This window comes from Streptomyces griseorubiginosus (assembly GCF_001514195.1).
Lineage (GTDB): Bacteria > Actinomycetota > Actinomycetes > Streptomycetales > Streptomycetaceae > Streptomyces > Streptomyces griseorubiginosus.
Genome location: NZ_KQ948737.1, coordinates 722,804 through 743,570, shown reverse-complemented (window position 1 = coordinate 743,570; position 20,767 = coordinate 722,804). Strand labels below are relative to the sequence as shown.

Below are 20,767 nucleotides of genomic sequence, written 5' to 3'. Positions count from 1 at the left end.
GGTAGAGATCGCACACACGTACTCGAGGGGACAGGGGAAAGGCCATGGGGGACATACGCAGACGAGGTGCCGTCGCGCTCGGGATCACCGGGCTCGTCGCGCCGCTGACGATCGCGCTGGGCGCCGCGCCCGCGCAGGCGGCGAGCTGCACCACGCAGGCGGGCCCGTACCAGAAGCAGGTGGAGAAGTTCCTCGGCCGCCCGGTCGACGGCAAGCAGTCCACCGCCGACTGCAAGGCCATCAAGGCCTTTCAGACCAAGCACGGCATCAGCCCGAACATCGGCTACGCGGGATCCGTCACCTGGGGCGTGATGGACCTCATGACGAAGCAGAAGGCCGTCGGCACCCACCCCAACCGGGACGGCAAGTGCCCGACGAACAAGGGCCGCATCGCCTGCGTCAACCTCACCCTCCAACTGAGCTGGATCCAGGACGGCGACCGGCTCGTCTACGGCCCCGTCCCGGTCCGCACCGGCCGCGACGGCTACGAGACCCGCACGGGTCTGAAGAAGATCTACTGGCGTGACAAGAATCACGTCTCCTCGATCTACAACGTGCCGATGCCGTACTCCCAGTTCTTCGACGGCGGCCAGGCCTTCCACTCGGTGAACCTCTCCATGTGGAACCCGCCCGGCTCCCACGGCTGCACCAACATGACCCCGAAGGACGCCAAGAAGTACTGGTCGCTGCTGAAGAAGGGCGACGACGTCTTCGTGTACGGCCGCAAGCCGGGCACCTGAGCGAGCGGGCACCCGGCCCCTGGCCCCTACTGAGGCGCGTCCCCGAAGTCCGGGATCTCCAGCCGCGCTCCACCCTGTCGCGCCGAGTCGTGCGCGATGATGCCCGGCAGGGTGTAGCGGGCCGCCACCCAGGCGTTGACCGAGGGCAGCGTGCGGGTGTTCACGGCGGTCACGAAGTCGTCCACCAGGAAGTGGTGGCTGCCCTCGTGCCCGTTGTGCAGATGGTCGAAGGCCCTCGGCAGCCGCTCCCGGTCGTGCACCGGCGCCGACCCGGAGGTGAACGCGGCCCGCAGTTCCGGCGCGATGTGCTGGAGCGACGGGTCGTCGGGAGACATCGTGGGCTTCGGCTCGAGGAGTTCGCTGATGTCCTTCACCCCCTTCTTGTCCTGCCACAGCGCGACCGTGGCCAACTGCTCCATGCTGGCCTCGGTCCCGAAGAACCGGAATCGGGACTCCCGGATGTGGGACGGGTAGCCGACCCGCCGGAACTCGTTCGTACGGAACGACCCGCCGCCCGCCACCTCGAACAGCGCGGTCGCGTTGGAGAAGTCGTTGCCGAACCGGCTGACCTCCTTGTCGAACACGCCGTCCCCGCGGTCGTCGACCACGCCGATCGCCGACACGCTCACCGCGTGCGTCTGCCAGGCACCGAGCACCCCGCCCACCGAGTGCGTCGGGTAGAGCAGCGGGGGATAGCTGGCGGTCTCCTTCCACCGCTCGCCGCCGCTGTACTGGTACGCCTCGTAGAACCCGAGGTCCATGTCGTGAACGTAGTCGCCCTCGGCGTAGAAGAGCCGCCCGAACGCGCCCTCGGCGATCTGGTTGCGGGCGTGCACGGTCGCCGGGTTGTACTGGCTGGTCTCACCCATCATGTACGTCAGCCCGGTGGCCCGGACCGCGTCGATGATCGCCGCTATCTCCTCCGTGGTGATCGCCATCGGGACCGCGGAGTACACGTGCTTGCCCGCGTCGAGGCCCTGGAGCACCAAGGGGCCGTGGGTCCAGCGCTGAGTGAAGATCGCGACCGCGTCGACCTCCTTCGACTCCAGCATCGCCTCGTACGACGGGAAGGTGCCGGCGAGCCCCTGCGCGGCGGCGAGTTGCTCGGCCCGCTCGGGCAGCAGATCGGTGACGTACACGTCGCCGACGCCGGGGTGGGCCTGGAACAGCGTGGCGAACTGGCCGGAGAACTGGCCTGCGCCGACGATGCCGAGAGAGAACGTCATGAAGGCATGCCCTTCGAAGGTCGACTCACTGGTCGAGAATCAGATTGATCTGGTCGGTGGTCTGGTCGAGGCTGTCCACGGACGTGCGTTGCCGTGGATGTCCTGCATTTCCGGATGCGTCAACGCGTACACGTCTGGGGCGGCTCGTCCTCGACCACTTACTTTTGTCGCGGAACAATCCACGCGTCAAGAGCCAGGTCGGCGCCGTGCAGAGCGGCTCTCGTGACCCCACGCTGGTCACATTGCTTTCACTTCAGAAGAAATCATGTGGGAGTCTGACCTCCATGACCGCAGTAGCCGCCAGCTGGCTCCCCCTGAGTGCGGGCGAACGCTCGGTGGCGATCGAGGTGCTCGTCCACGGCCCGTTGTCGCGCACCGAACTCGCCCGCCGCCTCGACCTGTCCGCCGGCAGCCTCACCCGGCTGACCAAGCCCCTCATCGAGTCGGGCCTGCTGATCGAGGTCCCCGAGGCGGGCACCCCGGCCGAGGTGCGCCAGGGGCGCCCCTCCCAGCCCCTCGACGTGGTCGCCGAGTCCGGCTCCTTCCTCGGCTTCAAGATCACCGAGGACATGGTCTACGGCGTCGTCACCACCCTCAGAAGCGACATCGTGGCCCGCCACGACCGGCCCCTGACCAGCCATGACCCCGCCGAGGTCGCCGACCTGCTCGCGGAGATGACGGACGAGCTGGCTCGCGAGCACCCGCGTCTGGCGGGCATCGGCATCGGGGTCGGCGGCCTGGTCCACGAGCGTGCCGTGGTGGGCGAGTCCCCGTTCCTGCACTGGCGGGACGTGCCGCTGGGTGAACTCGTCGAGCAGCGCACGGGGTTGCCCGTGGTCGTCGAGAACGACGTGGCCGCCCTCGTGGAGGCCGAGACCTGGTTCGGCGCGGGGCGCGGCCTCGACCGCTTCGTCGTCCTGACCATCGGCGCGGGCATCGGCTACGGCCTGGTCCTCGGCGGCCGGCGCGTCCCCTACGCCGAGGAGGACCGCGGCTTCGGACGGCACTGGATCATCGACCCCAACGGCCCGCTCACCCCCGAGGGCGCCCGCGGCAGCGCCGTCTCGCTGCTCGCCATCCCCAGCATCCGCTACCAGGTGCGGGCCGCCACCGGCCGCGACCACAGCTACGAGGAGATCCTCGCCCTCGCGGCGGCCGGCGAGCCCATGGCCGCCCGTGTCGTCGACGAGGCCGGACGCGCCCTCGGTGTCCTGGTCGCCCAGATCGCCAACTTCGCCATGCCGCAGAAGATCCTGCTCGCCGGAGAGGGGGTCGGGCTGATGGGCGTGGCCGCCAGGACCGTCGAGGACACCGTCCGCGCCCACCGCCATCCGCTGGCCGCCCCGATCGACCTGGAGACCAAGGTCTCCGACTTCCACGACTGGGCCCGGGGGGCCGCCGTACTGGCGATCCAGGTGCTGGTGCTGGGTGTGGCCGAAGTGTGAAGCAGGCCACAACCCTTGACAGGAACGCGTGTTGACAGATGGACGTGATCAGTAACACGGTCCGGTATGTCCTTTTCTGGCGTGATTACTCACGGCGCCTTCACTTCCGGAGCCGTATGCTTCACACCATGTCCACCACCGTTGAACCCGTTACCGATCGATCGGCCGACGAGGTCAACGAGGAGATCCGGGCCCTGTGGCGCCGGGCGGGCGGGACACTGAGCGGCGAGCAGCGTGAGGAATACCAGCGCCTCGTCCTGGAGTGGGCCGCCGCCGCTCCGCAACCGGTCCCGGCGGCCTAGCCCCGAGAACCCCTCGGGGCATCACCGCCCCGCCCCCGGGCACCCCTGACGGGACGGCCCTCTCCTCGCACCGACCTCGGCGGTCTGCTACGGCATCGTCGACTTCACCTACCACAGCCGAACCGGCGGGATGCTGCCCGCCGGCCCCGGCAGCGGCGCGGGCCGCCGCCGTACCAGTGATCCCACTGCCCGACGCGCTCGGCTTCCGCCTGCTCCTGCTCGCCGCCCGACGGCCATCGCCGTCGGGCGCAGTCGTGCCCCCTGCTCCACCCGGCCCTCCCCGTGAACCTCGGACGGACCTGGCCTGCTGAGCGTGGGATGACCCGTGGCTCAGCCCCAAGTCGCCGAGTAGTAGCGCTGATACGCCTTGCGGTCCTGTTCCGAGCGGATGTAGCGGGCCGCCACCAGGGCGATCAGGCTGCCTCCGACGACGAGCAGGCCCGGACCGACGTTGCGGGTGTCGGTGAGGCGGCTCAGGAACGGGGTGCCCGCGGCCCCCTCGACCGTGGCCGAGGAACCGGGTGAGGCGCCGCCGGGTGCGATCGCACCCTGTGCCGAAGTGGCCGACGGCGCGGGGGAGGCCCCGCCGGCCGCGGCCGGGTTCGACACGATCAGCTGCATGCCGAGATCCTTGAGCGCCTTGGTCACCGGCTCGAAGAACGTCGTCCCGCCCTGTGTGCAGTCACCGCTGCCGCCCGAGGTGATGCCGAGCGCGATCCCCTCGGAGAACATCGGACCACCGCTGTCCCCGGGCTCCGCGCACACGTTGGTCTCGATCAGCCCGGTGACCGTGCCCTCCGGGTAGTTCACGGTCGCGTTGACCGACGTCACCTGCCCGTCGTGCAGCCCGCTGGTGCTGCCGCTGCGGAACACCCGCTGCCCGATGGAGGGATCGCCCGCCCCGGTGATCTGCACCCCCTTGCCGTTCCCGATGAACACGACGCCGGCCCCGTCGCCGGCCTTCCCGTTGGCGTACTGCACCAGGGAGTAGTCGTTGCCCGGGAAGTTCTGGGTGACCGTCCTGCCCAGCTGGTTGGTGCCGCCGGTGTCCGCGAACCACACCGAACCGGTGGGGCCGCAGTGCCCCGCGGTCAGGATGAAGTCGCTCTGGCCGTTGGTCACGTTGAAGCCGGCCGAACAGCGCCCGCCGGTCGACAGGATCGGCTGCGCCCCGTTGAGGCGGGGCGTGAAGGTGCCCGCGGTGCGCTCCGTCTTCACGAAGCCGCCGATGCCGTCCGCGACCTTCTTCATGCCGGCCCAGTCGGACGCCGAGACGGTGCTGTCGCCCTGCACCACCACCTGGTTGGTGCGGTAGTCCATGGACCACGCCGTCCCCGCGACCCGAGGTGCCGAACGCAGCGTCTTCGCCGCCGACTTGAGCTCGTCCATGCTGTGCTCGACGACCTTCGCCTCGGCCCCCGCCGCGCGCACCTCGGTGGCCGCCTTCGCGTCGGTGACCGCGACGACGGGCTTGCCGTCGGCGCGGATCCAGGTGCCTGCCGTACGGGCGGAACCGAGCCGCGCCACGATGTCCGCCCCCGTGCCCCCGGCCTGCTGCGCGAAGGTGCGCGGCGGCGCGGTGGCGGGAGGTTCGCTCGCGACGGCCCGCGTGACCATCGTGCCTCCCAACAGGAGTCCGCCGACTGCCGCCAGCTGTGTCACCCGCCGGACGACTCGTCGTCGTGCGTGCCTCATGCATGGCTCCCGAACCAGAACAAGCGGTGTCAGCACCGCGGGGCCCTCCGGTCGTTGAGTGCCCTCCTCTGCATACGGCGCCGGAGCCGGGCGCGTTCACGGCAGTTGGTGTTCCTGTGGCAAAGTCGGCGAACTTCCTCGGCGAGTCCCGTCCCGCACACCGGTGTCATCGGTGAGGACGAAGTCCCGTGCGTCGAACCGGCCCACCTCGCTGCGCAGTCGACCGGTCGACCACGGCCAGCTGAAGCTGTTGCGGCCGTTGGCGTCGAGGTAGTAGCTGCGGCATCCGCCGGAGTTGTAGACGGTGCCGGCCAGGGCGGCCTGGAGCCGGACGTTGTACGCGGACTGCACCTCCTCGCGCACCTCGATGGCCGCCCAACTCTGCTGCCGTGCGGCCGTGATGGCGCCCAGGACGAGGTCGAGCTGCGCCTCCAGGATGGCGAACGCCGACGAGTGCCCGGTGCCCAGACCGGGGCCGAGCAGCAGGAAGGCGTTCGGGAAACCGGCGACGACGGTGCCGAGATACGCCTCGGGGGAGCCCTGCCAGTGGTCGGAGAGGGTGCGGCCGGTGCCGTCGCGGACCAGGCCCGCGAGCGGGGTGTCGAGGATGTGGAAGCCGGTGCCGAGGATGATCGCGTCCACCTCGGCACAGCTGCCGTCCGCACCGCGCACGGTGCTTCCGTCGACGGCCCGCACGGCGGCCGCGTGCACCTCGACCTGCGGCCTGGTCAACGCGGGGTAGTAGTGGTTGGAGAACAGGATGCGCTTGCAGCCGATGGTGTAGTCCGGGGTCAGCTTGCGGCGCAGCGCGGGATCGCGCACGGTGGCGCGCAGATGGGCCCGGGCCACGGCCTGGACGCCCCGCATGAGACCGGGCCGCCGGAATCCGTGTCCCAGCGCCTCCATGACCCGGTACTCCAGCGCGGCCACCGCTGCCCGCGCCCCGGGCACATGGCCCATCGCCCACCGTTCGGCCCTCGGCACGTGGTGGTCCGGCTTCGGCAGCACCCACTGGGCGGTGCGCTGGAACAGATGGAGCCGGGCCACGTCCGGGACGATCCGCGGGACGAACTGCACGGCCGAGGCACCGGTCCCGAGCACCGCGACCCGCTTGCCGCGAAGGTCATAGGCGTGGTTCCAGCGCGCGGAGTGGAACACCTCGCCCGGGAACCGGTCGAGACCGGGCACGTCCGGGACGAGGGGCTCGTTCCACGGACCGGCACCGGCGATCAGGAACCGGGCGGTGAACTCCCCGGCGTCGGTGCGGACCAGCCAGCGCGCCGGGCCGGGCTGCCACCGCGCTTCGGTGACCCGCACCCCGAACCGGGTGTGCTCGCGCAGCCCGTACGTGTCGGCCACCCGCCGCACATAGGCGAGGATCTCTGGCTGGTGCGCGTAGACCCGTGTCCAGCGGGGGTTCGGGGCGAAGGAGTAGCTGTAGAGGCGGGACGGGACGTCGCACTGGCAGCCGGGGTAGGTGTTGGCTCGCCAGGTGCCGCCGAAGTCGCCGGCCGCCTCGACGATCAGGAAGTCCCGCACACCGGCCGCGCGGAGCCTCGCCCCGGCGCCGACCCCGGAAATCCCGGCGCCCACGACGAGGACCTCGACATGGGTGCTCATGCCGCCACGCTCCTTTCGAGGGCCCGCTCCACGCGGCCCGGGGCGGTGCGCAGGGAGGCGTCGAGGACGGCCGGGAGGGGCCGCGGGTCCATGAAGTTGGCGCCCATCGCCGCCAGTTCCTCGGCGCCCGGCTCGACTCTGACGACGCGGCAGCCCGCCGCGCGGAGGATGCGTTCCTCCCGGTCGACGGTGCGGGTCATCCAGCGGCGCAGCATCCGTTCGAGCCGGCTCAGGCCGGTGGCGGGGGCGCCGCCTGAGGTCGACATGGGGGCCACGATCACCACCTCGTCCAGCCCGAGGGGCGCGAGGAGGTCAGCCGACGTGGGCGACACCGCCCCGCCGTCCAGATAGCTCCGTCCCCCGATCCGCACCGGCGGGAACCAGCCGGGGATCGCCCAGGACGCGGCGAGCGCGGTCCCGAGATCCGTCTCCGGCGATCCGGGCGCCCCGAACGGGACCCGGCGGCCCGTGCGGGTGTCCGCAGCGACCAGCCAGGTCTCCGTGGCGTCCGGCCACGGCCGCCCGTCCGTCAGCGCGGCGCCGAAGCGGCGCAACCAGTGCGCGTCGCCCCGGCCGCGCGGCAGCAGCCCCACAAGGCCCGACCCCGGCGACACCCTTCCCCGTAAGGCGGCCGTGACCAGCCCCGCCCCCGGCAGCGCGGGCAGCGGCACCGGGGGCAGCGGGCCCGGGTGGGTGCGGACGTGCGTGTGCAGCACCGGATCCGCGCCGCGCTCTCCCCGAACCGCCGCGAGCAGGTCGGCCGGGGATCGTCCGCACCCGAGGGCGGACGCGATCTCGGCCCCCGCGGAGGTCCCCACCAGCACCTCGGCGGTCCGTGTGTCCCAGTCCAGCGCGTCCTCTACTGCGGTGAGCGCGGCGACCGTCCAGGCGAAACCGAGGGTGCCGCCGCAGCCGATCACCAGCGCACGTCGTGGAGCCATGGATTCTCCCGGTATTCAGATCTCAAGGGAATCCGGAAGCTAGCGGTATTCTGCGGGCGTGGCAAGACTGACCCGGGCCGAGAGCCAGGCCCGCACCCGCGAACACGTCCTCGAGACCGCGTACGAGCTCTTCCTGCGCGACGGCTTCACGGCCACCTCCATCGAGCGGGTGGCGGAGGCAGCCGGATACTCCAAGGGCGCCGTGTACTCCAACTTCGCGACGAAGAACGACCTCTGCCTGGCCGTTCTGGACCGCATCGCCCTGCGGCAAGTGGCGCTGATCGCGGCCGAGATGGGGGACGCCGACGGCATCGAGGAGCGGCTGGCCGGGTTCGCGCGCTGGGCCGAGCGGCACATCGGCGACAGCTCGTGGACCGCGCTGGAAGTCGAGTTCGCCACCGCCAACCGCCGTGACCCACAGGTCTGCGAACAACTCGCCCAGCGGCGACAGGCGGTCACCGCGGCCCTCGCCGACCTCATCCGCACCCAGGTGCGGGAACTGGGCGTGACCCCGAGCATGGCCCCGGACACGGCCGCACTGATCCTGCTCGCCCTGGGGATCGGCATCGGTGTCCAGCGGGCCTTCGACCCCACGGTCCCGGTGCAGCCGGTCATCGACCTGCTCGGCCGGTTCCTGGTCGAATGACCTTCCGAGGGGACCGCGCCTAGACTTCCGTCATGGACGACACGCCGCTGGAGCGGCTCGGCGCGGGCAAGTACCTTCTGCTGACCAGCTTTCGGAAGAACGGCACCCCGGTCGCCACCCCGGTGTGGGTGGTCAGGGACGGGGACACGCTCGGTGCGTGGTCGGCCGCCGACGCCTGGAAGGTGAAGCGGATCAGGGCCCGCGCGGACGTCCTGGTGGGCCCCTGCGACGTGCGCGGCAACCCGACCGGCGACCAGATCCCGGCCACCGCGGAGATCGTCGACGCGGCGACCACCGGACGCTACCGGCAGCTCCTGGCCCGGAAGTACGGCGTCCTGGGCCGGCTCACCCTCCTCGGCAGCAGACTGCGACGGGGACGGGACGGCACGGTCGGCATCCGCGTGACCCTGTGAACCGGGTGGGACGCGGTGAAGCCGGGGCGATCTCTGGAGCGAGCGGGAGCGGGTGGCGTCGGCGTGAGCTGGTGACGCCTGTGTGACCTCGCGGAGCGCGGGGCCCGGGCACTCCGGGCCCCGCGCGTGAGGGCGGTCACGAACCGTGAGGGCGGTCACGAACCCTCGCCGTCGTGCCTACGGCTGGTCGAGCACCGTCCCCGTCAGCACCGGCCGGTCGGGCAGCGGCCGGGCGTCGCGGTCGGTCATCGCGAGGCGCATCGACTCCGTCGGCTCGGCCACCTGGTCCCGGACGGTCGGCGTCACGAAGTCCACGCTGGTGCTGCCCGCGGGGATGGTCAGCCACGCCCACAGACTCGCGTCGGACAGCCGGCGCTCGGGGTCGGGCTCCTCACCCGACCACTCCTTGAGCCACTGCGGGTCCACGTCCTTGGTGGACAGTTCGGCGCCCTCGGTGACCGGGAGCACCCGCACCGGCTGCCAGAGGTCCACCGCGGCGGGGGCGTCGATGGACAGCCGCCAGGTCAGCGTCCCGCCCTCGGTGACCCGGTCCACGACCGGCGACAGGGTGATCACCGGCTCGGGGTCGTCGTTCTCGACGGTGAGCCCGCCCCGGTGCTTGCCGACGACGGAGTGGTGGACGGCCTTGACCGCGATGTCGTGCTGCACGTCGTCGCCGAAGACGGTGTCGCCCTTCACCTGGACCGGCACGTCGATGGCGTGACTGCCGGGCCGAACCGTCACCAGCTTGCTCTTGGCCCGCCCGCTGCCCGGCTCGATGACGTACACCCGGACCTGACCGCTGCCGTGGCCGGAGATCCGCACCGGGACCCGGTAGGTGCGGGTGCCCGAGTCGCCCTCCTTGACGAGGGTGCGGCCCACGTCGACGCGGGTCAGCGCGGCGGCCTTCACGGCGGGGGTGCCCGGCGCCCAGCCCCAGGCGTCCATCAGCCAGGCCTTCCCGGACCGCGAACGGGGCGTCAGTTCAAGGGACTTGACGTGCCGCAGATCGAGCCCGGCCCGGGTCGCCGCGGTCAGGGGGACGCGCAGCTCCTGCGCCCAGTAGGACGCGGTCCGCTCGGAACCAGGCAGACCGGCCAACTGGGCCCGGCCCAGCGTCGCCCGGCGTCCGGCGGAGTCGGTGACGGACACGTCGAACTTCGTGCCCGTGGTGTTCGGCGGGACGAAGACCCGCAGCGCCAGTTTCTGGGACCCGTGCAGGGAGAGCGGCTTGGCGGGGGTGACGCGGGCGGGTGTGCCGGGGGCGGACCACTTCAGGGCCACCGCGCTGCGGCCGGTCTCCTTCTCCGTCTCCCACCACGCGAAGTGCGGCGACGAGCCGACGGTCGCCGGGTTCAGACAGACCACGGCCGGGTTCGGGTCGACCGCCGAGCACAGCCGGGCACCGGTCACCTTGGCGCCGCCGTCCGGCAGGAAACCGCCGGTGCGGCGGCCGCCGACCGCGTGGGTCAGGACCCGGGCCGGGTCGGCGGAGGGCGCCCGCCTGCCGGAACCGTCGAGCAGCGGAAGCACCCGGTCGTCCCCGGCGACGAAGAGCCGGGCCGCCGCCGCGATGTAGGTGGCGCCCGCCTTGTGCTGCTGCTTGGCGGTCAGCCGGGTCGCCGCGCCCGGCGAGCAGACCGGGTCCCGGTGCTCGGGGTCGTCCCCGAAGTCGTCCGCGGCCGGGGCGACGGCCTCGCCCGGGGTCCACTCGCTGTTGAAGAAGTTGTGGTTGGCGCCGACCATGTAGACCGCGCTGTGCAGGGCGGTGCCCCGGCTGACGCCCCGGGTGCCGTCGACGAAGTCCTCGCCCTGGAGGTCGGAGACATCGCCGTCGCAGCCCGGCAGCAGGGTCACGGACGGCACGTCGGCGACCGGATTCTGGCCGAAGATCGTCGGTCCGATCAGCACGGTCCCGCGCACCTTCCAGCGCACCTGGCCGCGGTAGCCGTCCTCGGCCCTGGGCGGCGGGTACAGGCTGTCCATGGCGGCCCGGTTGACGCCCTCACCGCCGCGCGAGTGGCCGACGAGCAGGACCTTGGAGAGGTCCGCCTTCGGCGCCGCGCGCACCACGGCCGGGGCGGTCGTACGGTGGGCGCTCCACTCGGCCCAGCGCGCGAGGTGCTGCCGTACCAGGGAGGAACGGGCCTGTGCGCCGGCGTCCTCGGCCTGCCAGTCCTGGGCGTTGATGCCGTTCGCCGCGATCGACACCGTCACATAGCCCTGGGAGGCCAGGAGTCGCTGGTCGCGCAGATAGCCCTTCTCGCTGGGGATCGGCCTGTAGCCGTCCGTGCAGGGCCAGTCCTGGTTGTCGTTCTCGGTGCCCGGCTTGTAGCAGGTGGAGTGGCGGCCGTGCAGGAACAGGACGAGCGGGCGGCTGCCGGTGGCTCCCTTCGGCGCCACGACCTGGGCGCGCATCTCCACGGGGGTGGCGTACCCGGGCAGGCGCACCGGCGCGAGGTCGTATCCGCCGCTGACCGTGCGGTACGGGCCGGACTTGCCGGGATCGACACCGTTCGCCGGTGCCTGCGCGGGGAGCCGAACCCCCTGGGCGCCGGAAACGCGCGGCTCCTCGGCGGCCGCGTCCAACCGCCTTCCCGCTGCGGTCACTTGCAGATCCGTCAGTCCCGCGGTTCCGATGTCGTCGAGCGGGAGCCGGAAGGTGCGCCCGTCCTTCGCCGGCTTCGGCACTCCGAGCAGCCGGTTCCCGGTACGGAACTCGACGCGTGCGTCCCCCGTGGGAACGGCCTCGCCGGAGCGCCAGACCAGCTCACGCGCTCCGCTCTTCCCGTCGATCCGCCACCCGGGCGGAAGTCCGTTGCCGTCTCTCGCGCTCAACGGCCCTGTCGAGGGCGGCTGTTGGGCTTGCGCCAGTCCGGGCGAGCCCGCCAGGGCCGCCAGTACCGCCACGGCGGTCACGCATATTCGCCGGGCACGGATCAATGGTTCTCTCCTCAAAACCCCGTGCGCAGACGTCCCGTCGGTCCCGGGCGCCTCTCGCGTCACTTAGGACGGGGCGGAGGCGCCTGTGGGTTGTCTGTGTGTCGGCGGATTTCGCGGGAGAGCGACGCGATCAGGCCGTGGGGTCAGGGGAGCGGCGGCAGGGGCGGTCCCGGCCGCGCGTCGGCGGGCCGTCAGCTCCAGGCGCGGTAGGGCTCGTCGACCAGTTGGAAGACCGGCTCGCCGCGGACCGGGTCCTTGGCCGTCGACATCCGGACCCGGTCGCCGCTGTGGATCGCGGCGGGCGGGCCGATGACCCGGCCCCGGACGACGAAGCCCTCGGCCAGCTCGACCAGGGACACATTGCGCGCGGCGGGGGTGTTGCGGTGCACCACGGTGGCGTGGCGGACCGTCCCGACGCCCTCGCTGCGCTCCGTGCGCAGGTCGCCGCCCTGGCAGACCGGACACAGCAACCGGTGGTACATCGCCGTGCCGCACCAGGTGCAGCGCTGGAAGAGGATCGCGTCCGTGGCCGGGGCGACGGGATCCAGGAGGCTCGTCGCGGAGCCGCCTGCCGTACGGGCCATGCTGCCTGAGTGGTGGTACACGCTGGTCAACTCCTTGCGCTCGGCCGGAATCGCGCGTGCGCGGAGCACCGGGCACGCCTGTGCGCGGTTCCCTGTGCCACCGTGCACGGCGTCAGCGTATGGCACTCAGTGCCAGGAGTAAAGGTACTGGGTACCCCTATCGGTCCCCGGATTTTCGCCCCCCCCCGGCACCCGGGCACCCCCTCTCAGCCCCCGTCGAGCGTGGACTCGATCTCCTGGACCACCCGCCACATCGGGGCGCCGCGGCGCGAGACGATCACCACCACGTCCTCGGACTCCTGGTCGGCGGCCGGCGCGCCGCGTCCCCCGAACGAGCTCTGCACATAACCGAGCGCGTGCTCCACCGCCTCCTCCGGATCGTCCTGTCCGTCCGAACGCAGCCAGGAGCGCAGGGCGTTGTTGTGCGCCGCGGCCACGGCGGCGGCGATCACGTCGGCCCGGAGCGTCCCGTCGTGCAGCCCCTTCAGCCGTCCGCGCAGATACGCGGCGAAGGACCGCTCGTAGCGCCACACCACGGACAGCTCGTAGGCGCGCAGGCCCGGAACCTGCTTGGTGAGGCGGTAGCGCTGCACGGAGAAGGTGGGGTTCTCGGTGTACATCCGCAGGACCAGTCGCACCGCCTCGCAGACCCGCTGCACCGGGTCGCACCCGGGGTCGCTGGCGTCGAGGAAGGCCGTCACGTCGGCCAGGCAGCGCTCGTGGTCGGGGAAGACCACGTCCTCCTTGGACGGGAAGTACCGGAAGAACGACCGGCGCCCGACTCCGGCGAGCGCGACGATGTCGTCGACGGTGGTCTGCTCGTAACCCCGTTCCAGGAACAGCCGGAAGGCGGCCGCGACCAGCGCGTCCCGCATGGGGGGCTTGGTGGAGCTCATGGTCGCGAAAGTAGCACCTCGACCCCGACTGTGGCACTCGGTGCTGCCGTGCGAGGGAACTGAGTGCTGTCCGGGGCGACGAGGGAGGACCTGGCCGTCGTGCTGAACTCCCTGCCCCGTGGCCCCGTATCTCTCCCCGGGGGACGGCGAAACACCCATGCGCACGGGACGGAAGGAGAACAGGATGACCACACCGTCCGACCGAGGGGTGCCGCCGGACGATGCGGCCATCGAGCCCATCCGGGTGCTGCGCCCGCGCCGCACCGACGCGCTCGCGGAGCTGCTCAAGGACCTGCCGCCGCGCCCGACCGTCGGCTACGAGCCCATCGTGCTGCCCGGCCGCCCGTCGGGGACGGAGGACGCCACCGAGGAGCTGCCGCCGGTCAGGGACGACCCTCACGTCCGGGACCTCCCGCGGGGCCGGGTGCCCGGCCTGCGCCGCACCGCGGTCGCGGCGGCCGTGACCGCCGCCGCGGTGATCGGCTTCGGCGGCGCCCTCCTGCTCACCGACCGCACGGAGAGCACCGCGGTCGCCGCCCCCCGTCCCTCGGCGACCGCCCCCGCGGCCCCGGTACCCACCCCCACCCCCACCCCGACCCCCTCCGGCGACAGCGACCCCGACGGTGCCGGCACCCTGCGCGAGGGGGACAGCGGACCCGAGGTGACCGACCTCCAGGAACGTCTGCGGCACATCCCGAACGTCTACGACAACGGGTCCACCGACGGCACCTACGACGCGACCCTGGCCGCGGCCGTGGCCCGCTTCCAGCTCTGGTACGGCATCCGCGGCGACGAGGACGGGGTGTACGGCGACGACACACGGCGCGACCTGGAGTCCCGTACGGGCGGCGGCTGATCGCGGAGGATGGCGGGCATGGACGCTTTCATCGACCGGCTGGACCCCGACATGTGCGTCGTGACCGCCGCCGCGGACGGCGAGCGCGCCGGCTGTCTGGTCGGGTTCGCCTGCCAGTGCTCGATCGAGCCCGTGCGGTACGTGGTGTGGCTGTCGAAGGCGAACCGCACCTACCGCGTGGCCCGCACCGCCGACCGCCTCGCCGTCCATCTGCTCACCCGCGAACAGCGCGACCTCGCCGAGCTGTTCGGCGGGGAGACGGGGGACCGCACGGACAAGTTCGCCAGGGTCCGCACGCGGCGGGAGGCCGGCGGGGCCGTGGTGCTGGAGGACGCGGCGGCCTGGTTCGTCGGCACGGTCGTCTCCCGCACCGACGGCGGCGACCACGTCGGATTCTTCCTGGAACCGCAGACGTGGGGCGCCCGCGAGGACACCGCGCAGACGCCTCTGCTACGGCTCTCCGACGCGGTCTCCATCTCGCCGGGCCACCCCGCGGACTGACCCGGGCCTCGAAGCGGCGGACCGGTCACCGCGGTGCGCCGGGCACCCGGATGTCCACCACGCACACGTCGTCGCGCCGTTCGCCCTCCAGGACCGCGGTGAGCAGCGGGAGCAGCGAGCCCGGCTCCCGGGAGTCATGGGCCGCGACGGCCGCGGCGAGCCGGTCCAGGCCGTGGTCGAGGCCCTCCGACGGCCGCTCCACCAGGCCGTCCGTGTAGAGCAGGACCCGGTCGCCCGGTTCCAGCACGCAGCGCGCCTCCACGAAGTCCGGGGCGGCGCAGGCCCCCAGCAGCATGCCGACCGGGCGCTCCAGATAGCGCACCTCGCCGCCGCGCACCAGCAACGGAGGTGGATGACCGGCCTGGGCCCACACCAGACAGCGCTCGTCCGGGACGTAGCGGGCCAGGACCATGGTCGCGGTGGCGTGCGCGTCGTGGGAGCCGCGGGCGTGCAGGAGCAGGGTGTTGAGCCGGGTCAGCGCCCCGGTCAGCGACGACCCGGTGATGACCATGCCCTTGGCGGTGAAGCGCAGTTGGGCCATGGTGGCCACCGCGTCGATGCCGTGGCCGGCGACGTCGCCGACCACGAACAGGGCCTCTCCGTCGGGGAGTTCGATGGCGCTGAACCAGTCGCCGCCGACATGGATCCCCGACTGGGCCGGCAGGTAGGCCACTTCGACCCGGAGTCCGGCGAGGGCGACCGGCCGGGTGGGCAGCGGGAGCAACGCGTGCTGGAGCCGGGCGGCCAGCGCCCGTTCGGCGTGCAGCACACCGTCCTGGGTGAGGATCGCCCGCTCGCTCTCGACCAGGGCCAGTTCGGCGCTGCGCTGGGCGGTGAGGTCCTGCACGAAGCCGTGCACCTCGACGGGCTGGTTCTCGCTGTCCCTCACGACCTCGGCGACCATCCGCAGATGGCGGACCCCGTTGCCGGACCTGATCCGGAAGGGGAGGTCGAACTGGCTTCCTGTACGCACGAGTTGCTCAACGGCCCGGGTGAGGACCGGCGCGTCCTCGGGTACGGCGAGCCCCGGGAGGTCGGCCAGGCGGACCGGTCCTAGCGCGGGGTCGCGTCCCATGACCAGGAAGGTCTGGGAGGACCAACTGCCCTCGTCGGTGACGAGGTTCCAGTTCGCCCAGCCGAGCTTCCCCAGCCGTTGCACGTCCGCCAGGCGCTGCTCCTGGCGGTCGGAGGAGTCGTGCCGGACCCAGGTGAGGACCAGGGCGTCGCCCAGCCGGGCCGCGTGCACGGTGTACGTGGACAGCTCGGCGCTGCCGCCCACCACCGACTGGTGGGCGAACGGCTTGCCCTCGAACGGCTCACCCGTGGTCAGGGTGCGCAGACAGCCGTGCCACACCGCCTCGTCCGCCATGCTCGGCAGACACTCCAGGATGCGCCGGCCGAGCAGTTGCCGACCTGTGCGGCCCACGACGTCGACCGCCTCCTCGGTGGCGGCGTCGATCCGGTAGTCGCCGACCGCGCCTTCGGTTCCGCGCAACGGTGTGAGCAGCATCGCCGAGCCCGGCAGCGAGTCGAACACCGGCTGGGCGGCGGCGGCCGTGGCCCCGGGAGCGGGCGTCCGCCGGGCGCCGAAGGAACGGAGCCAGCCCGCGCACAGCCGGGCGACGGCCCGCAGCAGGTGCCGTTCCGCGGGGGAGAAGGCGCCGCCGCGCGTCCGCAGGATCCCGATGCAGACCTCGACCTCGCCCTCCGCCGGCACCGGCAGCCAGGCGCGGGACAGCCAACGTTCCGGAGGATCCCCGATGAGCAGATGACGCTCCTGGTCCCGCGCGAAGTCCTCCAGCCAGCGCGGCTCCCGCGCGCGGAGCGCCTCGAGCGCGGCGATGCCGTCCAGCGGCGGCACCATCGCCCACTGGCCGGCCAGGGTGTCGTCGATCCCGGCGTGCCCGATCAGTTCGAGGCCTCCGGTGGGCAGGGTCCTGAAGAGCATGAGCGCGTCGGCGTCGACGTCCGCCGTGAGCTCGTCCAGCAGGCACCGGGCCAGGTCGTGGGGCGTGGCGGCATGGACGAGGGCCTTGCCGAGGCGACCGAGCGCGGTGAATCCGTCGTCCGGACCGGCGTCGGGCTGCCCGTCGGGAGGACCGGCACTGTCCTGCGCCCCAGGGGGACCGGCGCTCCGATCGGTGTCCGGAGCGGTGCTGTCCCGTTCGTCGGCCGGGCCGGTGTCTGCCCTCGCGGACCGCGGACCGGCGGGACCGGCGGGACCGGCGGGGCCGAGAACGGCGGAGAGGTGGGTGCCGGGGCCCGCGGACGGGTCGATGCCGGTGGAGCTCCCGACGGTGCCGGACTCCGGGGCGGTCCCGGGCAGTGGGGGCACCAGGGCGCCGAGGCTGATCCAGCACTCCTCCAGGAGGGTGCGGTCACCGGCCTTGGCGCGCCGCAGCAGTTCCTCGCCGGCCGCGTCGGGGGTGCAGCCGGTCTGCGCCATGAGGGCACCCTTGGCCCGCTCCAGTACCGCCGCGGTGGCGGCCTGGTCCCGCAACCGGTCCATCTCCGCACGCTGCCTGGCCACGACCTGGGCCATCGCGGCCATGTCGGGCGCGGTTCCGGCCTGCGAAGGGCCGACAGGCTCGCTCGTCACGGGTCGAGCATCGCACAGGTGGCCAGGGACGCCCCCGCCTCCGTCCGCACACATCGCACGCACCGGTGACCCCGCCGGTTGACGAAACCGACCGCACCCCCCGGTTCGGTAAGGGGCGCCACGGTCACGCGTACCGCGCGGACGAGTTCAGTGGCCGGGCGCCGGATACAGCCACCGGCGCAGCAGCCGGCTCAGCACGGGCATGATCAGGTACGTCAGCACCGGCAGCAGGACCACGGGGAACACCGCGGCCCGCAGCGGCAGCGGCCACGCGGCGGTCCTCGGCGTCACCAGCCACTGGATCAGCAGGGTGCAGGGGAAGGCGCCGAGGAACGTGGTGAGCACCATCTTCCAGCGGACCGGCGGCCGCACCGTGGTGCCGGGCAGGCTGAACCAGGTCTCCAGACCGGTGGTGGACTGCCGCTCGCCGCCGAGTTCCGTGGCGACGCCGTCGATGCGCGTGTGCCAGTCGGCCCGTTCGTCGGACTCCAGCCAGGCGGTCAGCCGGTGCGCGTCCGACCAGCGCAGCACCGCGTGGTAGCGGTGTCCGTCCTCGGGCCGCAGCCAGGACACGCCCTCGTTGCCGGGGAACCGTCGGGCGCAGCGGGTGATGCCCTGGGTCCAGCGCTCGAACTCCCGCTCGTGGCCGGGGCGCACCTCCCACGTCAGGACCGTGGTGATCGGGTCGCCGCGCCGTACTTCGGAGGTGGTGCTCATGCTCACCCCGGTTCCACGTACGGCGTGGATCATGCCCTGCGGGAGGGGCAGCGCACTCCCAGGTGGTGCGCGATGCCCTTCGCGTGGTCAGCCGCCCGGGTTATGCCCTTCGGAAGGCCAGCCGCCCGGGTTATGCCCTTCGGGAGGTCGGCCACCCGGGGCAGTGCTCGATGCCCCGCGGGAGCGTCAGCGGCCCTGGTGGTGCTCGACCAGCGCCTGGGTGACCTCGCGGACACTGCGGGCGATGTGCTGGAGCTGGAGGACCTCGGCGGCGTAGAGCTTGATCGTGTGCTCGATGACCGACTCCGGCAGTCCGAGCGCCGGCAGGTCGGCACGGGCGGTCTGGAGCGCCGTGCGGGCCACCCGGATCTCGTGCTGCACCTGGATCTGGGCGTGCCGGGCCAGCAGTACGGTGTGCCGCATCAGGGCCGGATAGCTCGCGTACCGCGCCGGCACCAGGTCGCGCAGCCACTTGGCGGCGGAGCGCTCCCAGTCGTAGCTGCCGGGGGTCTTGACCTGGCAGGGCCAGTCCGGACCGGTCCGGATGAAGGTCCGCGTGGTCGTCAGGGTCATGATCATCGCTTCCGGTGTGCGGCGTCGTGCGGCTGGTCCGACGGGTTGGGCGGCCCCGGCCTAGGGGATGACCGGGGCCGCCACGGGCCCGCGTGCAGGCGGGCCCAGCCGAACACCCCGGGCGCCGACGCGGGTAGGTGACGACGGCTCGGGATGTCCGTGAAAGGAGCCCTTTCGGGCGGTTGGGGGTGGGACGGGGACAGGGGTGCGGACGAGTCCCCGGAGCGGTCCCGGGGTGATCCGTGAGCAGTATTTATATATGCCGTTCGCTTTGCAAGGAGTATGAAAACATTCATGCTTGATTTATTACGAAAGGTCCCGTTGTAAAGCGGTATGACCGGGGAGGGGAGCTCAGTCCCTGAGGAAGAACTGGTGCTGGTCGGAGATCTGCTCGTACTCCTCCAGCCGCGCCTGGGTCCGTTCCGGATCCGCGTCGGTCATGGCCTGGAGCAGCGCGGCGGCGATGACGCCGGGTGCCGCGTAGGAGTCGAAGACCAGGCGGGAGCCGGTGCCGGTGGTGAACAGGACGTCCGCCTCGTCGGCCACGTGCCCCAGCGCCAGGTCGGTGACGAGCGCGACCTTCAGCCCGGCGCTGCGGGCGACCCGCAGCGCGGTCAGCGTCTCCTGGGCGTGCCGGGGCATCGAGAACGCGAGCACCCAGGTGCCGCCCGCCTCGCGTGACTGGAGGAGGGCGTCGTAGGCGACGCTGCCACCGCGGGTGACCAGCCGTACGTCGGGATGGATACGGCGGGCCGCGTACGCGAAGTACTCCGCCAGCGAGGCCGAGATGCGCAGGCCCAGGATGGTCAGCGGGGTCGACTCGGACAGCTTGCGGCCGAGGTCGATCATCCGGTCGGGGTCGGCGAAGTCGCGGCGCAGGTTCTCCAGGTTCTCGATCTCCGCGTCGACGGCGGCCTGGAGTTCGTTGCCGCGGGACTCCTCGTCCGCCACCGGGCCGCCGGCGAGCGTGCCGAGCGCGATGGCCTGGAGCTTCTCCCGCAGGGCGGGGTAGCCGCTGAATCCCACGGCGGCCGCGAACCGGGTCACCGAGGGCTGGCTCACCCCCACCCGCTCCGCGAGGTCGGTGATGGAGAGGAACGCCGCCTCGGTGATGTGCTCGATCAGGTACTGCGCGATGCGCCGCTGCCCGGGCGAGAGCCGGGGCCTGTCGAAGAGCGTCCGCAGCTGGGAGGCCGGGGCGGCCTCCGCTTCCGGTGCGCTTTTGCCCGAGGTGATCGCGGATGCCTGTGCACGTGCCTGCTGCGGCGATGGCACCGGGGCGCCTCCTTTGTCTCCCACGGGGAGTCAACATAGCTCACACGCCCCGGTGACCAGCGTCGGTGCGACAGCGCCGGGTCGGCGCCGATCGGGACGGGTACGCCGCCGCCGATCGGGAACCCGCTGCCGGGCAAGGACTTCGAGCACACCTTTCGACGACACCCAGGAGCGGCCCCGTATGACGGTCCCCGAGGACAACCGGCGCACGACCGACACCACCGACGAAGTCCTGAACTCCCGGCACCGGGAGGGCGAGCCGCCCGCCCCCGGCGGCAGTGGACGGACCCTGCGCGAGGCGTTCGAGGAAGCGCGGGTGGAACCCGACGACTTCGCCCAGGAATGACGCCGTACGCGAACCAGGCAGGTGAGTGGGAATGGGTGCGCTGAGCGCGCTGGAACAGGCAATGGAGCACGGCTGGGAGACGCTGTGGTCGCGGATCGTCGGCCGCGAGCCCGTCGAACTCCTCGAGGCGTTGCGCAACGAGTGCGACAGCAACGTGGTCGTGTGCAGTGAGAGCCGGGTGGTGGTCCCGAACGCGTACGACGTCGAACTCGCGGACTTCGCCTACGACGAGCTCGAACGCCGGGGCAGCGACGTGGGCCAGGAGCTCACCGACAGCCTCGCCCGGCACGGCGAGCGCCAGGGTTACGAGTGGGCGGGACCGCTCACCGTGCACATCACCAGGTCCGGCCAGGTACCCAACGGCCGCTACCGGGTGGTGAGCCGGGCGATGCCGCACGTGAGTGCCGAGGGGTTCCAGCTCGCGGCCCGCTGAGCGGCGAGGCCCCGTA

Annotated in this window: 20 protein-coding genes; 9 read left to right on the top strand and 11 right to left on the bottom strand. The window is 72.2% G+C overall.

The features are described from left to right. Nucleotides 1–44 precede the first annotated feature (44 nt). Nucleotides 45–740 carry a L,D-transpeptidase family protein gene (locus tag AQJ54_RS21680; RefSeq protein WP_062239862.1) on the top strand — a complete coding sequence of 232 codons (696 nt, stop codon included), beginning with the start codon at nt 45–47 and terminating at the stop codon, nt 738–740. Nucleotides 741–766: 26 nt separating this feature from the next. On the opposite strand, the gene AQJ54_RS21675 is transcribed toward AQJ54_RS21680, so the two are convergent. Further along, complete coding sequence (locus AQJ54_RS21675; RefSeq protein WP_062020267.1) at nt 767–1,966, bottom strand: Gfo/Idh/MocA family protein; 1,200 nt, start codon at nt 1,964–1,966, stop codon at nt 767–769. A 284-nt stretch (nt 1,967–2,250) separates the two neighbouring features. Between AQJ54_RS21675 and AQJ54_RS21670 the strand changes: the two genes are divergently transcribed. Together AQJ54_RS21670 and AQJ54_RS21665 are read left to right on the top strand one after the other, a co-directional pair. Then, nucleotides 2,251–3,411 carry an ROK family transcriptional regulator gene (locus AQJ54_RS21670; protein ID WP_062239859.1) on the top strand — a complete coding sequence of 387 codons (1,161 nt, stop codon included), beginning with the start codon at nt 2,251–2,253 and terminating at the stop codon, nt 3,409–3,411. A gap of 116 nt (nt 3,412–3,527) precedes the next feature. Next, nucleotides 3,528–3,713: a hypothetical protein gene (locus AQJ54_RS21665; RefSeq protein WP_020134742.1), complete on the top strand. Its 186-nt coding sequence runs from the start codon at nt 3,528–3,530 to the stop codon at nt 3,711–3,713. A 330-nt stretch (nt 3,714–4,043) separates the two neighbouring features. On the opposite strand, the gene AQJ54_RS21660 is transcribed toward AQJ54_RS21665, so the two are convergent. From AQJ54_RS21660 to AQJ54_RS21650, 3 genes are all read right to left on the bottom strand, one after another. Then, a complete protein-coding gene (locus AQJ54_RS21660) occupies nt 4,044–5,408 on the bottom strand; it encodes a S1 family peptidase (protein ID WP_062239856.1) in 1,365 nt (454 codons plus the stop codon). 96 nt (nt 5,409–5,504) lie between these two features. After that, nucleotides 5,505–7,028, bottom strand: a complete 1,524-nt coding sequence (locus AQJ54_RS21655; RefSeq protein ID WP_062239853.1) for a flavin-containing monooxygenase — start codon at nt 7,026–7,028, stop codon at nt 5,505–5,507. Beyond that, nucleotides 7,025–7,969 (bottom strand): patatin-like phospholipase family protein, encoded by a 945-nt coding sequence (locus AQJ54_RS21650; RefSeq protein ID WP_211278570.1) that lies wholly within the window; start codon nt 7,967–7,969, stop codon nt 7,025–7,027. Before AQJ54_RS21650 ends, AQJ54_RS21655 begins: the two co-directional genes overlap by 4 nt. 58 nt (nt 7,970–8,027) lie before the next feature. Here AQJ54_RS21650 and AQJ54_RS21645 point away from each other — a divergent pair, with 58 nt between their 5' ends. Together AQJ54_RS21645 and AQJ54_RS21640 are read left to right on the top strand one after the other, a co-directional pair. Continuing rightward, entirely contained in the window at nt 8,028–8,615 is a 588-nt protein-coding gene (locus AQJ54_RS21645) for a TetR/AcrR family transcriptional regulator (protein ID WP_062239847.1), read from the top strand. Between the two features lie 32 nt (nt 8,616–8,647). Then, entirely contained in the window at nt 8,648–9,028 is a 381-nt protein-coding gene (locus AQJ54_RS21640) for a PPOX class F420-dependent oxidoreductase (protein ID WP_020134740.1), read from the top strand. Nucleotides 9,029–9,205: 177 nt separating this feature from the next. On the opposite strand, the gene AQJ54_RS21635 is transcribed toward AQJ54_RS21640, so the two are convergent. From AQJ54_RS21635 to AQJ54_RS21625, 3 genes are all read right to left on the bottom strand, one after another. Next, the gene (locus AQJ54_RS21635) at nt 9,206–11,971 is read right to left on the bottom strand and encodes an alpha/beta hydrolase (RefSeq protein WP_062239844.1); all 2,766 of its coding nucleotides are present in this window, start codon (nt 11,969–11,971) and stop codon (nt 9,206–9,208) included. A 191-nt stretch (nt 11,972–12,162) separates the two neighbouring features. Beyond that, nucleotides 12,163–12,576 (bottom strand): Zn-ribbon domain-containing OB-fold protein, encoded by a 414-nt coding sequence (locus AQJ54_RS21630; RefSeq protein WP_028809156.1) that lies wholly within the window; start codon nt 12,574–12,576, stop codon nt 12,163–12,165. A gap of 185 nt (nt 12,577–12,761) precedes the next feature. After that, nucleotides 12,762–13,451 (bottom strand): TetR family transcriptional regulator, encoded by a 690-nt coding sequence (locus tag AQJ54_RS21625; RefSeq protein WP_079069962.1) that lies wholly within the window; start codon nt 13,449–13,451, stop codon nt 12,762–12,764. A 184-nt stretch (nt 13,452–13,635) separates the two neighbouring features. Here AQJ54_RS21625 and AQJ54_RS21620 point away from each other — a divergent pair, with 184 nt between their 5' ends. Both AQJ54_RS21620 and AQJ54_RS21615 read left to right on the top strand, forming a co-directional pair. Then, nucleotides 13,636–14,307 carry a peptidoglycan-binding domain-containing protein gene (locus AQJ54_RS21620; protein WP_062239838.1) on the top strand — a complete coding sequence of 224 codons (672 nt, stop codon included), beginning with the start codon at nt 13,636–13,638 and terminating at the stop codon, nt 14,305–14,307. A 9-nt stretch (nt 14,308–14,316) separates the two neighbouring features. Beyond that, nucleotides 14,317–14,808 (top strand): flavin reductase family protein, encoded by a 492-nt coding sequence (locus tag AQJ54_RS21615; protein ID WP_062239834.1) that lies wholly within the window; start codon nt 14,317–14,319, stop codon nt 14,806–14,808. A 25-nt stretch (nt 14,809–14,833) separates the two neighbouring features. Here AQJ54_RS21615 and AQJ54_RS21610 read toward each other — a convergent pair whose 3' ends face one another. The 4 genes from AQJ54_RS21610 to AQJ54_RS21595 form a co-directional block, all read right to left on the bottom strand. After that, a complete protein-coding gene (locus AQJ54_RS21610) occupies nt 14,834–17,359 on the bottom strand; it encodes a SpoIIE family protein phosphatase (protein ID WP_062239831.1) in 2,526 nt (841 codons plus the stop codon). Nucleotides 17,360–17,554: 195 nt separating this feature from the next. After that, nucleotides 17,555–18,124, bottom strand: a complete 570-nt coding sequence (locus tag AQJ54_RS21605) for an antibiotic biosynthesis monooxygenase (RefSeq protein ID WP_062240501.1) — start codon at nt 18,122–18,124, stop codon at nt 17,555–17,557. Between the two features lie 186 nt (nt 18,125–18,310). Beyond that, nucleotides 18,311–18,703 carry a hypothetical protein gene (locus AQJ54_RS21600; protein WP_020134732.1) on the bottom strand — a complete coding sequence of 131 codons (393 nt, stop codon included), beginning with the start codon at nt 18,701–18,703 and terminating at the stop codon, nt 18,311–18,313. Between the two features lie 345 nt (nt 18,704–19,048). After that, nucleotides 19,049–19,972 carry a MurR/RpiR family transcriptional regulator gene (locus tag AQJ54_RS21595; protein ID WP_030323269.1) on the bottom strand — a complete coding sequence of 308 codons (924 nt, stop codon included), beginning with the start codon at nt 19,970–19,972 and terminating at the stop codon, nt 19,049–19,051. Nucleotides 19,973–20,153: 181 nt separating this feature from the next. Between AQJ54_RS21595 and AQJ54_RS46155 the strand changes: the two genes are divergently transcribed. Continuing rightward, nucleotides 20,154–20,318: a hypothetical protein gene (locus AQJ54_RS46155; protein WP_169808242.1), complete on the top strand. Its 165-nt coding sequence runs from the start codon at nt 20,154–20,156 to the stop codon at nt 20,316–20,318. Between the two features lie 31 nt (nt 20,319–20,349). Then, nucleotides 20,350–20,751: a DUF3662 domain-containing protein gene (locus AQJ54_RS21590; protein WP_062239829.1), complete on the top strand. Its 402-nt coding sequence runs from the start codon at nt 20,350–20,352 to the stop codon at nt 20,749–20,751. Nucleotides 20,752–20,767 lie beyond the last annotated feature (16 nt).

Coding starts and splice junctions, on each gene's coding strand:
- AQJ54_RS21610 (WP_062239831.1), bottom strand. CDS start 17,359: ATGGCCGCGATGGCCCAGGTCGTGGCCAGGCAGCGTGCGGAGATGGAC.
- AQJ54_RS21670 (WP_062239859.1), top strand. CDS start 2,251: ATGACCGCAGTAGCCGCCAGCTGGCTCCCCCTGAGTGCGGGCGAACGC.
- AQJ54_RS21620 (WP_062239838.1), top strand. CDS start 13,636: ATGACCACACCGTCCGACCGAGGGGTGCCGCCGGACGATGCGGCCATC.
- AQJ54_RS21600 (WP_020134732.1), bottom strand. CDS start 18,703: ATGATCATGACCCTGACGACCACGCGGACCTTCATCCGGACCGGTCCG.
- AQJ54_RS21680 (WP_062239862.1), top strand. CDS start 45: ATGGGGGACATACGCAGACGAGGTGCCGTCGCGCTCGGGATCACCGGG.
- AQJ54_RS21640 (WP_020134740.1), top strand. CDS start 8,648: ATGGACGACACGCCGCTGGAGCGGCTCGGCGCGGGCAAGTACCTTCTG.
- AQJ54_RS21665 (WP_020134742.1), top strand. CDS start 3,528: ATGCTTCACACCATGTCCACCACCGTTGAACCCGTTACCGATCGATCG.
- AQJ54_RS21655 (WP_062239853.1), bottom strand. CDS start 7,028: ATGAGCACCCATGTCGAGGTCCTCGTCGTGGGCGCCGGGATTTCCGGG.
- AQJ54_RS21625 (WP_079069962.1), bottom strand. CDS start 13,451: ATGAGCTCCACCAAGCCCCCCATGCGGGACGCGCTGGTCGCGGCCGCC.
- AQJ54_RS21650 (WP_211278570.1), bottom strand. CDS start 7,969: ATGGCTCCACGACGTGCGCTGGTGATCGGCTGCGGCGGCACCCTCGGT.
- AQJ54_RS21605 (WP_062240501.1), bottom strand. CDS start 18,124: ATGAGCACCACCTCCGAAGTACGGCGCGGCGACCCGATCACCACGGTC.
- AQJ54_RS21615 (WP_062239834.1), top strand. CDS start 14,317: ATGGCGGGCATGGACGCTTTCATCGACCGGCTGGACCCCGACATGTGC.
- AQJ54_RS21675 (WP_062020267.1), bottom strand. CDS start 1,966: ATGACGTTCTCTCTCGGCATCGTCGGCGCAGGCCAGTTCTCCGGCCAG.
- AQJ54_RS21590 (WP_062239829.1), top strand. CDS start 20,350: ATGGGTGCGCTGAGCGCGCTGGAACAGGCAATGGAGCACGGCTGGGAG.
- AQJ54_RS21660 (WP_062239856.1), bottom strand. CDS start 5,408: ATGAGGCACGCACGACGACGAGTCGTCCGGCGGGTGACACAGCTGGCG.
- AQJ54_RS46155 (WP_169808242.1), top strand. CDS start 20,154: ATGACGGTCCCCGAGGACAACCGGCGCACGACCGACACCACCGACGAA.